This is a genomic window from Synechococcus sp. H55.10, from assembly GCF_047502715.1.
Lineage (GTDB): Bacteria > Cyanobacteriota > Cyanobacteriia > Thermostichales > Thermostichaceae > Thermostichus.
In genome coordinates this window covers 1-12,831 of the sequence record NZ_JANSJJ010000041.1, presented here as the reverse complement: position 1 = coordinate 12,831, position 12,831 = coordinate 1, and the positions used below count along the sequence as shown (strand labels likewise).

Here is a 12,831-nt window from a genome sequence, read left to right as displayed (position 1 = left end):
GATGGCAAACTTCCCTGAGGAAGCGCGAAGATTGACAACACAACCTTAAAACATCCGTTAAGTTCTGTCAACTGGCTCATTGATCCTGAGAGAGGCCATGTCTCTTCCCCGCTGGATTTTAGGGATCCACACCACCACGCCGGTTTTGGGCTTGGCCCTGCTGCCGTTGGAGCCGGAGCTGGGAGAAACCCGCATTCTGAGCCGGTGGCTGGATCGGGAGATGGCAGCGCAGTTACACCCTTGCCTGAAGGAGTTCTTGGCCGGGCAGGACTGGTCGCAGGTGTCCGGGATCGCGGTCGCTTTGGGGCCGGGCAGCTTTACGGGCAGCCGTTTGGGGGTGAGCGTGGCGCGCCTGCTGGGTCAGCAGTTGCACATCCCAGTGTTTGGCTACTCGGCTTTGGCCGTCCTGGCCCGTCATGCGTGGATCCAGCAGGGATCCCCGGCACAGCCCTTGACGGTGGCGGTGCAGATGGACGCCAAACGGGGAGAGTGGTATGGCGGTGTGTACTGGGTGGGGGCCGAACATCTGGCTGTGGCAGTGGCCGATCAGCTCTGGGCGGAAGCGGCTTGGCAGGCGACTCTCCGAGGGTGGCCGCAGGCCTTATCTGTGGATGCCGCCGATTTTCTGGATCCTGTGCCGGTGGTGGCGTTGGCAGAATTGGCCCACGCCGATTTCCGGGCCGGGTTGCGCCCTCAGTGGCAGGAGGTGCTGCCCATCTATGGTCGTCGTCCCCCCATCGATCCCCAGGTGCTGAATCCGAGTGCCCCCTGATCACGGTAAGATTGGGAAGTCTGAGCAACGGATCCCTCTGCCGACATGATCTCAAGCAACGATTTGCGCCCTGGCGTCTCTGTAGAAATTGACGGAGCTCCCTACAAGGTGATCGAGTTTCTGCACGTGAAACCCGGCAAGGGAGCGGCCTTTGTGCGCACCAAACTCAAAAACATGCAGACCGGCAACGTTGTGGAGAAAACCTTCCGCGCCGGGGAAACCCTGCCGGCGGCCACCATCGAAAAAGTCGAGATGCAATATCTCTACGCAGAGGGGGACAACTTGGTGTTCATGGACATGGAGACCTATGAGCAGGCCCCCATTACTGCCGCCCAAATTGGCTCCGCCGTGAAATACCTGAAAGAAAACATGCAAGTGTCAATCCTGCGTTGGAATGGGCAGGTGATCGATGTGGAGTTGCCCAACACTGTGGTTCTGGAGGTGGTGGAAACCGATCCAGGGGTGAAGGGAGATACCGCAACCGGGGGAACCAAGCCGGCCAAGCTGGAGACCGGTGCTGAGATCCAGGTGCCTTTGTTCATCAAGGTGGGGGAACGGATCCGGGTCGATACCCGCACCGACACCTATCTGGGCCGCGAGTAGCTTCTTCCCCCAGCTTAGGGATTTCCGTTGTGGACAGGTGATGCATCAGGAGTGAGCCTTCCCTTGGATGTTGTCAATTGGCAGGAAATTCGTCTTCTCCTGGCCGCTCTGCAAGAGAGCGATGTAGCCGAACTAACCCTGGAGTACAAAGATTTTCGCCTCACCTTGCGCAAAGGGAGCGCCGAAGCTCCTCCTCCTGCCGCTCCACCGCTGGCCCCCTCCCCTGCTTCCCCTGCAGAAGCTCCTCCTCCTGAGAGCGCTCCCAAGCCTGCCCCCAGCCACTGGGTAGAGGTGACGGCGCCGATGGTGGGCACCTTCTACAGCGCCCCTGCCCCCGGAGAAACGGATTTCGTCCAGGTTGGCCAACGGGTGAACAAGGGTCAAACTCTCTGCATCATCGAAGCCATGAAGCTGATGAACGAGATAGAGGCCGAAACAGCAGGCGTGGTGAGGGAGATTTTGGTGAGCAACGGCCAGCCGGTCGAATTTGGCCAAGTTTTAATGCGACTGGATCCCACGGGGTAAAGCCAGGGTGGCGCTGCCCTCCCTTGGTGCTTTATCCTGGGGGCAATAAGCTGAAGTGCAGCAGCGACACAGTCTTGAACTGGGAGCCTTCTTGATGCCTCGGCGCTCTTCTTCCCAGAGTGGCTCTACCCCATTCCCCTTTCTGGAGGGGCGGGGTGCTGCTGATGGTGAGGCTGAGTCGAGCTTGCCGCTGGGGCAGCGTTTGCTGCGGGCAGGGCTCATTTCCCAATCCCAGTTGGCCCAGGCCCTGCGGGAGCAGCAGCAAAACCACCTCAAGTTGGGAGAAGTGTGCCTCGAGCACGGCTGGCTCACCCTGCCCGACCTCTACCGCTTTTTGCCCAGCCAGTCCCTTTCTCTGGGGGAGATTTTGGTGGCGCTGGGCCATTTGGATTTCGAGCAGTTGCGGGTTGCTCTGGCCCAACAGCGTCGTTACGGGCGGAAACTGGGGGAGATTCTCACCTGGAAAGGTTGGGTACAGCCGGCCATTTTGGATCGCGCCTTGGATGTGCAGGTGCAACTGCAACAGATGGCTTCCTCCAATGCGTGGGAGGCGCTGCAGCCTTTTTTGGCCAGGGATCCCCAGCCAACCCCCCAAAGCTCTGCAGCCGGGGATCCTCTCTGGGGGGTGGAGCCGGCTCTGCCCGTACCGGAAGAGGCCAGGATTCGGCCACCCGGGCTTGACTCTGAAGTTGGGGAAGTTCCCGTCTCCAGAACAACAGCCACGGCAGCCCTAGATCCTTTTGCTGATGAGCCTCAACCGGCCACCTTGGCCGACTACTGCAAGCAAGTGGAAGCCTTGCAGCTGCAAATCGAGCTCCAGGAACAGGAATGGGATCGGATCCTGGCCAACATGAATCAGCAGATTGCCGATTTTCAAAGCCAGTATCAACAGCGCATTCAAAAACTGGAAGCCACCATCCGCCTCCAACAAGTGGAGCTCCAGCATCAGGCCACGTTACAGCAGGATTTGCGAGTTTGGCGGGAACAACTGCAACGGCTGGAAACGGAGTTGGCCCTTGTCCGCGCTGCGGAGCAAAAAGCGCAGCGGCAGTTGCAAACCCAGCGAGACTGCTATCAATCCGAATTGGAGCAGTTGCAAGAGCAGATCCAAATTCTGCAGAAACGCCAGTTGGACTCGGTGCCCGGCAGTGTTGTGGCCGACCTACGCGCCCAATTGGAGGCCGCACTTCATCAGATCCAGCAGCTCCGGTCGGAGCGGGATCAGTTGCAGGCCCAACTGGCCCGGCAAGTTGCAGAGTCAGAGGCTGCCCTATCCCCGCATCTGGACGCTTCCCGGCCCGAGCAGGTTGCCACCCCAGAGCAACCGATTGCGGAGCTGAGAGCCGCTGTGCAGAGGTGGCAAGAGCGCTACGCTCAGCTACAGCAAGAGCACGAAACCCAAATGGCGCGGCTTTCCGGCTACGTTCCCCCAGAGCAGGTGGAGAGCTTGCAGGCGCAGCAACAACAACTGCAAGCGGAAGTGGCGCGGTTGATGGCAGCCAACCGTGACTACGAAGCGCACATTGCCCAACTGGAGGAGCAACGGCAGCAGAGCGAAGCTTTGATCCAGCAGCTCAGGGCAGAACAGGCTGAGGCCGAGCAGCGCATTGTCCAACTGGAGGGATCCCTGCAAGCCCGCCAGGAAGCCCTGGAACAGGCTCAGCAGCAACTCAAAAGCATGGGATCCCGCCTCAGCGCCCTCCAACAGCAGCAGGCCAACTTGACGGTGGAGCTGCGAGACGCGCGGGAGCTGCTGGCGGCCTACCGACAGAGCTTGGAGACTTTACAAGAGAACCTCAAAGTTGAGCAGAACCGCAACCGTCTGCTGCAGGTGAGTTACGAACAGCAGAAGCTGATCGCCGAGGCCGCCCAAGCCCAGTTGAGAGCAGCCAACCTCCCAACCGCCAAAGAGGGGCCGGCGCATTCGTCTGGGCCTGCCAGGGGGACGGAGGAGCCCGGGCTCAACGCCGGGGAGCTTCCCGCCAATCCTGAAGACCCGCCGACGGATCCCTTGTTGGCGGAGCTTACCCCGTGGGCCAGGCATCTGTTCCAAAACTTGCAGGAGGCGGGCCTGCTGGATCGGCCCCAGATCGAACACATCCTCAGCCGTTGGCAACAGGCGGGGGGCAAGCTGACGACAGTTATCGGCGAGTGTGCGGGCCTGAAGGCGACCACGATCAAATTCTTTGCCGATGGGGGATATTCGGCCCGGCTGTCGGGGTGCCGCACGCTGGGAGAGTTCCTCAAGGCTGCCGACTTGTTGGCTGCTGAGGTGCTGGAGTTCTTGCCGCCAATGGATGAAGCTTCCCCCCACTGGGGGGATTCCTTGGTGGAGCGGGGGTTGTTGCGACCGGAGACGCTGCAGTATTTCCGCAAGCACTTCCTGTCGGCTCCCGCCAACTGATAACCTCATCCTCTCCTGCTGAGACGATGTTTGGAGTTGCAGCCGCCGAGACCCCTGACCGGGTGAAGGTCTTGCCCCCGCAGCGCATTGTTGGCCAGGAGATGGCAGCGCGGCTGCTGGTGGCGGCGCTGGAGAAGGGGCGGGTGACTTCCAGCTACTGTTTCTTGGGCCCCCAGGGGGTGGGTCGGGGGCTGATGGCCCGTTGGTTTGCTCAGGCCCTCTTGTGCGAAGCCAGCTTTGGGATCCCTTGCGGCAAGTGCTCAAGCTGCCGTTGGCTGCTGGCGGGCAACCATCCCGACCTCCATTGGGTCAGCCCCACCTACCTGCACCAGGGCCGTCTGATCCCGGCAGAATCCCCGGAGGCGCAAACTTTGCAGCGGCGCTCGCCACCCCAAATTCGCCTGGAGCAGGTGCAGGGAATAGCTCGCTTTTGTTCCCGTAGGCCGATTCCTGCGAGGACTCCGTCCTGCTTACGCGAACGGCGCTCGGTGGTGGTGCTGGAGGGAGCGGAAACCTTGGCAGAAAGCGCTGCCAATGCCTTGTTGAAAACCCTGGAGGAGCCGGGCCCGGCTCACATCATTCTCATCGCCTCCCAGGCGGCCTCCCTGTTGCCAACCCTGCTGTCCCGCTGCCAGATGGTGCTGTTTCGCCGCCTCAGCCCAGAAGAGGTGGAGCGGGTGTTGAGTGGGTTGGGCTGCCCAGATCTGGCAGGGATCCCCCGATCCGAGCTGATCGCCTTGGCCCAGGGCAGCCCCGGCCTGGCGTTGCTGGCCCAGCAGCACCTGCGGGAGATTCCGCCATCGCTCCTGGAGGAACTCAAACGTTGGCCTTGGCACTTTTCTCTCCAGCGGGCGTTGGAACTGGGCAGAGCGGTGGCCGGTTTGGAGCTGCCGGCGCAACTGTGGCTGATCGACTATTTGCAACAGCATTTCAGGCCTACAGCCCCCTATCGCGAGTGGGCGCAGGGATCCCGTCAGGCAATCCAGCAGTTGGAGCGCATTCGCCAACAGCTTTTACAACTGGTGCAGCCGCGCCTCTGTTGGGAGGTCAACCTTGCCAGGATTAGGCCGGGTGGGTGATGTGATAGCTGCCGTCGGCCTGCACCCAGGCGATCTCCGGGATCCGACACCGGCGGGCGTAGGCTTCGATCTCTTCGGGGTCCCGATCCAGCAATTCCAGCTCTACTGCTTCTGATGCTCGCCAGCGGGCGGCCAAAGCCAGCGCCGCCGGGATCCCCGCCGGCACCAGGGGCACCACCAACCGCTTGCAGACCATCGCCTCGGTTTGGGGATCAGGGGGCAAGAGCCGCAGCAGCGTATCCGGCAGCAGGGTAAAGCCGATCCCCGGCTGTTCCACTTGCTGAGGGCTGTAGAGGGCATGCAGCCGGTCGTAACGTCCTCCCAAGGCGATGACCTCCCCGGCGGCCACCGCCTGAAAAACGATGCCGGTGTAGTAAGCCAGGGTTTGCAGCAGGCTCAGATCCAGCACCACCTGCACTCCATGATCCTGGAGCACCTGGCAGAGCTGCCGCAGATCCCGCAGCCGCTCAGGCGGCACTGGCAGCCGCGCCAGGTTAGAAAGAACCTGAGCGGGCTGGCCCCGCAGCCCCAGGATTTGCAGGCCAATCTGGCGGGCGGCTTCCGGCAAAGGGGCCGATTCTAGGTAAACGTAGTCGAGCCGGGCAATGGCACGGCGCACCGCCGCTTGAGCCGTGGGGGCAACTGGGCTGAGCAGGCTTTCGGTCAGGCCCACATCGCCCAGCAGCAGCGTCCAAGCGGAGATGCCGACCGAGCGAATGCAATCGGCCAACAGCAGCAGGATCTCGGCATCGGCCAGCCATCCGCCCGCCCCGATCAGCTCCACCCCGGACTGAAAAAACTCCTGGCTGCTGTAGGATCCCTCCTCCCGCCGGCTGTTGCGGAAAACGCTGCCGTGGTAGTAGAGCCGCAGCGGCAAAGGCCCGCCGGCTAGACGGGTGGCCGCCGCCCGCACAAGGGAAGCGGTGAACTCCGGGCGCAGCCCCAGCATCATCCCTTCGCCATCCCGCAGTTGCAGCACCGCCTCGGCGCGGATGGATCCCCCCGCCAGCAGTGTTTCCAGCCGCTCCAGGGTGGGGGTGATGAGGCGCTGGTAGCCGTAGCGGCGAAAAACCTGGGTGAGCTGAGCCTCCAGCCTCTCCCGTCGCTGTACTTCCCGGGGCAGCAAATCGCGGGCGCCGCTGGGGGGGCGCAGGCTGCTGGAAAGGGTGGAAGCAGCTAAGGACTCCGTCCCGCTGACGCGATCGTACACAGGCTGCTCCGGCAGAGTGTCCTGCCGCATCATACTGGATCTGCGGGGTCAGGCGGGATCCCTGGGAAACTCAGGCCACTCCCAGATGGGGTCGGTGGAGCGCACCCGGTGCATCCCGGCGGCGGCAAAGCGGGCGAAGGCCGCCTCCGCCTGCTCGCTGAAATCCACCCCGCCGGGGATCACCACCGCTGAGGTGCAATCTTCCAGAAGATAAACTTTCTTAGCCAGGCTGGGATCCGTGGCTTGGATCTCCTGCAACAGGTCGTTCACCGTCCAGGCCACACAGTGGCTTTTGGCTTGGCCGGCCACGATCAGCGCGTCAAACTGCAACAGGTGGCAGATGAGGGACGCGTTTTTCTCGTCGATGGGATCCCCTTCCGGCCCGGTCAAGACCTCCGGACTGAGCACGGAATAATTTTCTGTCAAGGGGTTGGCTCCCTTGAGCTGCAGGCTGGGCTGGCTGTGGCGGGCCATGCCGTGAAAGAAGATCGCCTCTTCCACCGCCGGCACCAGAGCATGGCCGATCCCTCCCAACATGGAGTGGTAGGGCCAGACGATGAGGGGATATTTGCCCCCTTGCTCCAACTGCTCGGCGTAGTGCAGGGCATAAACCTGCAGCCGCGTCAGATCCCCTTGGGTGAGGTTGGCAGCCATTGCGGGGTTCACCCGCCACCGCCCGCAGCGAATATCGGCTGCCGAAATGGCCGTGGCCGGTTCAGGATGGGCTCCCTGCGCGTCCACCCAAAAGACGGGGTGGAAAATCTGCATGGCTGTGTGGGTGTCGAGGGTGGCGATGATCTGGGTGATGTGGGCCAAGTTGCGATAGATAAACTGACAAAGCCGTCGATTGTCTTCCACCGCACCCAAACCGCTGGAGCCGGCCACAAACAGCTCAAAGCCAGGGATGCAAAAGGTATTCTGCACATCGATCAGCAACAAGCCCACCCGCACCCGATCGGCCTCTGCCGGTGGGATCCCGTGCTCCTTGGCCCAGCGCTCGGCTTCTGCTGCCCGCTGTTGGTAGGGCACCCGCCAGATCTCTCCCACCCGCTCCGGCGCAAAGTGGGGCGGCAGGCCCGCCGGCGCCTCAACAGCTAGCTCCTCTAGCATGGGATTCATGGCCTTCTTCCACTGCAACTTGGCCGACCTCGCACAAGCGCGCTCAGGGTTGACGGGGTCGGGTGGATACTTATGGTTAATCTTACTATAAGTCGGGGCTAGAGTTTTGCCCAGGTGGCCGCTCATGTTCTCGGCTACGTTTGGGTTGGGTGTTTTGTCAAGACTGGTTTTTCCAGTCTTGCGGGGGTTGTGGTGCTGCTTGTGGATCCCTGACAGGCAGGCTTACTTATGGTAGGTTTCACTATAACCTTGGCGGCAACCCGCCGCGTGCTCCCGTCCCCCTCCACCTGCCCTGAGGTTTTTCATGTTGAGCCCTGATTTCTCGTCGTTGCGGCCCCAAGACTATGGTTTGCTGACGGATCTGTACCAGTTCACCATGGCCGCCTGCTATGTGGGGGAAGGGTTAGAGGCTCAGCCTGCTGCCTTTGAGCTGTTTGTGCGGCGGCTGCCCACCGACTATGGCTATCTGATCGCCATGGGGCTCGCCCAGGCAGTGGACTATCTGCAGCAGCTCAGCTTTGCCCCCGAGGCTTTGCAGGCGCTGCGGGAAACGGGCATTTTCGCCGATGCGCCGGAGCGCTTTTGGGATCTGCTGGCCCGCTGCCGGTTTGAGGGAGATGTGTGGGCAGTGCCGGAAGGAACCGCCATTTTCGCCAACCAGCCTCTATTGCGGGTGGAAGCCCCCCTCTGGCAAGCCCAACTGGTGGAGACCTACCTGCTGGCCACCTTGAACTACCAGACCCTGATTGCCACTAAGGCGGCCCGGATGCGGGATGCGGCGGGGGATGAGGCCATTTTGCTGGAGTTCGGCACGCGGCGAGCTTTTGGGCCCCAGGCGGGGCTGTGGGCGGCCCGGGCGGCGCTGGCTGCAGGGTTTAACGCCACTTCCAACGTCTTGGCGGCTCTGAAATTGGGGCGCAAGCCGGCAGGAACCATGGCCCATTCCCTGGTGATGGCCATCGCTGCTCTCTCGGGCGACGAGACCCGCGCCTTTCAATCCTTTCGGCGCTACTTTCCCCAGGCCGCGCTTTTGATCGATACCTACGATCCCATCCAAGGGGCGCGCACGGCAGCCCAACTCTTTGCGGCCACCCATCCGGATCAACTGGGATCGCGCGGGGAAATCGGCGGGGTGCGCATCGACTCCGGAGATTTGGAAGATCTCTCTCGCCGGGTAAAGCAGATTTTGCCCCAGGGAGCGCCGGTGTTTGTCAGCGGCGACCTCGACGAACACGAGATCGAGCGTCTGCATCGCTCCCAAGCTCCCATCAGCGGCTACGGGGTGGGCACCCGCCTGGTGACCGGGGAAGGGGTCAACGGGGTGTACAAATTGGTGGAAATCAACGGGATCCCGGTGGCTAAGGCTTCCTTTGCCAAAGCTACTCTTCCCGGGCGCAAGCAGATCTTTCGCGGCCCTGAGGGAGACTTGTTGGGCCGGTTCGATGAGCCCCCGCCCCCCGGCTACGAACCGCTGTTACGCCAGATCATGCACAGGGGTGTGCTACTGGCTCCCTTGCCAGATCTAGAAGCCATCGCCCGCACCAGCCGCGCTTCTGTGCTGCGCCTACCTCAGGGGGTGCGGCAACTGCGCCAGCCGGATCCCTGGCCCATGGCCCTGACCGCGGCCTTGCAACGGGTAAAAGACCACACCCTCGGTCAGGAATCTGCCTGAGGAAAGGGAGTTTTGCTGCATTATAATGTCTTAGCTTTCAAGTCTCTGCTTCGAGATCTGAGTTTTGCTATTGGACTTGAGCCACTTCGCTGCTTAGACTTTTCCCGCTCTTTGCCCCCAACTCTATGACCCAACGTGCCTTAATTACCGGCATCACCGGACAGGATGGCTCTTATCTGGCCGAGCTGCTGCTGCAGAAAAACTACGAAGTTCACGGCATCATCCGCCGCGCTAGCACTTTCAACACCGACCGCATCGACCACATCTACGTGGATGCCCATGACCCGCAAGCCAGGCTATTTCTCCACTACGGGGATCTCACGGACGGCACCACCCTGCGCCGGATCCTGGAACAGGTGCAGCCGACGGAAGTGTACAACTTGGGGGCCCAATCCCACGTGCGGGTGAGTTTTGATGCGCCGGAATACACCGTCGACGCGGTGGCCATGGGCACGCTGCGTCTTCTAGAGGCCATCCGCGACTACCAACAGCGCACCGGGATCCGGGTGAAGTTTTACCAGGCGGGATCCTCGGAGATGTTCGGCCTGGTGCAGGAGATCCCGCAGAAGGAGACCACCCCCTTCTACCCCCGCAGCCCCTATGCCTGTGCCAAGGTGTACGCCTACTGGCAGACGGTCAACTACCGCGAAGCCTACAATCTGTTCGCCTGCAACGGCATTTTGTTCAACCACGAGAGCCCACGGCGGGGGGAAACCTTTGTAACCCGCAAGATCACCCGCGCCGTCAGCCGCATCGTGGCCGGTAAACAAAGCAAACTGTACCTGGGCAACCTGGATGCTAAGCGAGACTGGGGCTACGCCAAAGACTATGTCGAGGGAATGTGGATGATGCTCCAACAACCCCAGCCGGACGACTATGTGTTGGCTACGGGGGAAACCCACACCGTGCGCGAGTTCGCGGAACGAGCCTTCGCGCTGGTGGGTCTGCCCATTACCTGGAAAGGCTCCGGCCCAGCCGAACAGGGATTGTATAAAGACCAGGTGTTGATCGAGATCGACCCCCGCTACTACCGCCCAACCGAGGTGGATCTGCTGCTGGGGGATGCTTCCAAAGCCAAGCGAGTCCTGGGGTGGGAGCCCAAAGTGAGCTTCCCACAATTGGTGGAGCTGATGGTGCTGGCCGACTTGGAAGCCATCGGCCTGGATCCGGATCCCATCCTGGGGGAACGGCGCACCCTCAACGGCCTGCTCAGCGAAGATCGCGCCTTCATCCGCACCCAACTGGGGGTTCATTACGACTGACAAGAGGGATAAGACGGTCGAGACGGGATCCCAAAAACCGCTTCGTCCCCCTTGCCCAGATCGGGGAGTGAACGCTTAATATAGGAGATCGCCAATTCTTCTAGCTTCCTGAACGTTCGACCCTGGACATCCTTTGCTGATTTCGGAGAACTGCCCGCATGTCCCGCTACACAGGTCCCCGTCTAAAAATTATTCGTCGCTTCGGGGGACTTGATCTGCCCGGTTTGACGCGCAAGCGCCCCAAAAATAACAATCCGCCCGGTATGCATGGCGCCGAGCGCAAGAAAAAGTCTGAGTATGCCATTCGCCTAGAAGAAAAGCAGAAGGTGCGCTTCAACTATGGGCTAAGCGAACGGCAGATGATCCGCTACATGCGCAAGGCACGGCGCTCCAAGGGATCCACCGGCTTGGCCCTGTTGCAGATGCTGGAAATGCGGTTGGATTGCATCGTGTTTCGTCTGGGCATGGCTCCCACCATCCCGGCAGCTCGACAGTTGGTGAGCCACGGTCACATAGAGGTTAACGGCCAAAAGGTCACCATTCCCAGCTATGGCTGCAAAGTGGGGGACGTGATTACGGTCAGAAACAAGGAATCTTCCCGCAAGCTGGTAGCCGCCTACGCAGAGTATCCGGGTCTGTTTCTACCTGACTACCTGGAGTTTGACAAAGAAAAGCTGCGCGGACGCATCAAAGAACTGCCCCCCCGCGAGCAAATTTGCGCTCCGGTCAACGAGCTTTTGGTGGTTGAGTTCTATTCCCGTAAGCTCTAAGGATCCCTTTTGCTGCTAACTCCCCTCTCCCGGGGGGAGAGGGGCTGGGGGTGAGGGCGCTCCCCCTGGGAGAGGGGTTAGAGGCTGCCGATGGCCCGCCGCAGTTGTACCAAGGCGCGGTTGTAGGCGATCACAGCATCAGAAAGGTTGCCACGGGCGGTGGTGAGGGCAGCTTCGGCATTGATCACCTCTGTCTGAGTGCCCACCCCCGCTTGCAAGCGCAGCCGGGCCAAGCGCAGGCTTTCTTCTGCCGAGGCAATCGCCACTTTGGCCGAGTCGATCTGCTCGCGGCTGGAGCTGAGGGTCAGGAAGGCTTCTTCCACCCCCCGCTGGATTTCATTGCGGGTGCCAACGAAATTGCTCACGGCCACTTGTCCATCGATCTGGGCTTGGCGGGCTTGGGCAGATGCTGCTCCCCCATCGAACCACGTCAAGCTGAAATTGGCTCCGACCGAATAGCCAACATCAAAACTGTTGCGGCTGGCGTTGAAATCGTTAACGGCATCGAGGGTGGCGAACAAACCGACCTGGGGGCCATTGCGGGCTTGGGCCAGGCGCACACGGCTTTGGGCTTGTTCCAGCTCGCGGCGTTGGCGCTCCAGCTCTTGTCGTTGGGCGAAGGCAGCGATGATGGTCTCTTCTAAGCTGAGATCCCATTCTCCCATCGGCTCGATGCGGTCGCTGGCCAACACATCGGTGGGGCTGGGAAAGTTCAGCAGTTCGGCCAGACGGCGGCGATTCAGTTGTTGGATGTTTTGGGCCGCCAGCAAGGCTTGTCGGTTGTTGGCCAATTCCGTCTCTGCTTGGAGAATCTCGAAGCGCGTGCCCAGCCCGGCCCGTTCTCGAGCTTGAGCATCCCGCAGGGTGGCTTCCGAGCTTTCGACAGCAGCCTGTCTGATGGCAACCCTGGCATCGGCGCTTTGCAGATCGTAGTAGGCGTTGGCCACAGCTTGTTTGACCGTCTGCAGGGCTTGCTCCAGTTGCAGTTGGGCGACGCGCAGAGCTTCTTGGGCCAGCTTCAGGTTTTGCTCCCTGAGGCCAGTGTCAAAAGCGGTGTACTCCACCCGCACCACGCTGGCTGAGAAAGTGTGAACTTCGCGGCTTGGCCCGCCGCCGGGTGAAGGAGGTTCGCTGTATTGGTAACTGGCTCGAGTGGAGAGGCTGGGAGCAAAGGCAGCTTGAGCGACGGCCACCCCGGCCTCGGCCCGCTCGACGGCCAGCCTGGCCTGCTGCACAGTTGGGTTTTGGGCCACGGCGAGCTCCAGGGCTTGTTCCAAAGACAAGCCCTCTCTTCGCTCAATGCGCACCTGCAAGGGGGATTGGGGTACCACCAATTCTTCAGCCGTCAAGGCTCCCTGCACCGCCAGGTCAGCGGCAGGGGCGGAGTCGGCAAGGTTGGGGGAAATCGATAGGGT

General features: G+C 61.4%; 11 protein-coding genes. 8 read left to right on the top strand and 3 right to left on the bottom strand.

All coding sequences use genetic code 11. The annotated features are described in order from the left end of the window. Positions 1-97: 97 nt before the first annotated feature. From tsaB to NW858_RS03975, 5 genes are all read left to right on the top strand, one after another. A complete protein-coding gene (tsaB, locus tag NW858_RS03995; RefSeq protein WP_414335239.1) occupies positions 98-772 on the top strand; it encodes a tRNA (adenosine(37)-N6)-threonylcarbamoyltransferase complex dimerization subunit type 1 TsaB in 675 nt (224 codons plus the stop codon). Between the two features lie 45 nt (positions 773-817). After that, positions 818-1,375 (top strand): elongation factor P, encoded by a 558-nt coding sequence (efp, locus tag NW858_RS03990; RefSeq protein WP_414335241.1) that lies wholly within the window; start codon positions 818-820, stop codon positions 1,373-1,375. Between the two features lie 63 nt (positions 1,376-1,438). Then, on the top strand, positions 1,439-1,900 hold the full coding sequence (gene accB / locus NW858_RS03985) for an acetyl-CoA carboxylase biotin carboxyl carrier protein (protein WP_414519894.1): 462 nt from the start codon (positions 1,439-1,441) through the stop codon (positions 1,898-1,900). A 94-nt stretch (positions 1,901-1,994) separates the two neighbouring features. Continuing rightward, positions 1,995-4,304 (top strand): hypothetical protein, encoded by a 2,310-nt coding sequence (locus NW858_RS03980; RefSeq protein ID WP_414519892.1) that lies wholly within the window; start codon positions 1,995-1,997, stop codon positions 4,302-4,304. Between the two features lie 26 nt (positions 4,305-4,330). After that, the gene (locus tag NW858_RS03975) at positions 4,331-5,383 is read left to right on the top strand and encodes a DNA polymerase III subunit delta' (RefSeq protein ID WP_414519890.1); all 1,053 of its coding nucleotides are present in this window, start codon (positions 4,331-4,333) and stop codon (positions 5,381-5,383) included. Here the strand turns inward: NW858_RS03975 and NW858_RS03970 are convergent. Next, positions 5,367-6,626: an ATP phosphoribosyltransferase regulatory subunit gene (locus NW858_RS03970; RefSeq protein ID WP_414335248.1), complete on the bottom strand. Its 1,260-nt coding sequence runs from the start codon at positions 6,624-6,626 to the stop codon at positions 5,367-5,369. The genes NW858_RS03975 and NW858_RS03970 overlap by 17 nt on opposite strands. 15 nt (positions 6,627-6,641) lie before the next feature. Next, the gene (locus tag NW858_RS03965) at positions 6,642-7,712 is read right to left on the bottom strand and encodes an isochorismatase (RefSeq protein ID WP_414519888.1); all 1,071 of its coding nucleotides are present in this window, start codon (positions 7,710-7,712) and stop codon (positions 6,642-6,644) included. 304 nt (positions 7,713-8,016) lie between these two features. Between NW858_RS03965 and NW858_RS03960 the strand changes: the two genes are divergently transcribed. From NW858_RS03960 to rpsD, 3 genes are all read left to right on the top strand, one after another. Continuing rightward, a complete protein-coding gene (locus NW858_RS03960; RefSeq protein WP_414519886.1) occupies positions 8,017-9,384 on the top strand; it encodes a nicotinate phosphoribosyltransferase in 1,368 nt (455 codons plus the stop codon). Positions 9,385-9,509: 125 nt separating this feature from the next. Next, entirely contained in the window at positions 9,510-10,646 is a 1,137-nt protein-coding gene (gmd, locus tag NW858_RS03955) for a GDP-mannose 4,6-dehydratase (protein WP_414335254.1), read from the top strand. A gap of 158 nt (positions 10,647-10,804) precedes the next feature. Next, on the top strand, positions 10,805-11,416 hold the full coding sequence (gene rpsD, locus NW858_RS03950; RefSeq protein WP_414335255.1) for a 30S ribosomal protein S4: 612 nt from the start codon (positions 10,805-10,807) through the stop codon (positions 11,414-11,416). 77 nt (positions 11,417-11,493) lie between these two features. Here rpsD and NW858_RS03945 read toward each other — a convergent pair. Then, positions 11,494-12,831 (bottom strand): TolC family protein (locus NW858_RS03945; RefSeq protein WP_414519884.1); only part of this gene is annotated, 1,338 nt, incomplete at its 5' end.

What these genes read in the sequence shown, in the direction of transcription:
- NW858_RS03965 (WP_414519888.1), bottom strand. Translation starts at nt 7,712, where the DNA reads ATGAATCCCATGCTAGAGGAGCTAGCTGTTGAGGCGCCGGCGGGCCTG.
- NW858_RS03980 (WP_414519892.1), top strand. Translation starts at nt 1,995, where the DNA reads ATGCCTCGGCGCTCTTCTTCCCAGAGTGGCTCTACCCCATTCCCCTTT.
- rpsD (WP_414335255.1), top strand. Translation starts at nt 10,805, where the DNA reads ATGTCCCGCTACACAGGTCCCCGTCTAAAAATTATTCGTCGCTTCGGG.
- NW858_RS03960 (WP_414519886.1), top strand. Translation starts at nt 8,017, where the DNA reads ATGTTGAGCCCTGATTTCTCGTCGTTGCGGCCCCAAGACTATGGTTTG.
- gmd (WP_414335254.1), top strand. Translation starts at nt 9,510, where the DNA reads ATGACCCAACGTGCCTTAATTACCGGCATCACCGGACAGGATGGCTCT.
- NW858_RS03970 (WP_414335248.1), bottom strand. Translation starts at nt 6,626, where the DNA reads ATGATGCGGCAGGACACTCTGCCGGAGCAGCCTGTGTACGATCGCGTC.
- tsaB (WP_414335239.1), top strand. Translation starts at nt 98, where the DNA reads ATGTCTCTTCCCCGCTGGATTTTAGGGATCCACACCACCACGCCGGTT.
- NW858_RS03975 (WP_414519890.1), top strand. Translation starts at nt 4,331, where the DNA reads ATGTTTGGAGTTGCAGCCGCCGAGACCCCTGACCGGGTGAAGGTCTTG.
- efp (WP_414335241.1), top strand. Translation starts at nt 818, where the DNA reads ATGATCTCAAGCAACGATTTGCGCCCTGGCGTCTCTGTAGAAATTGAC.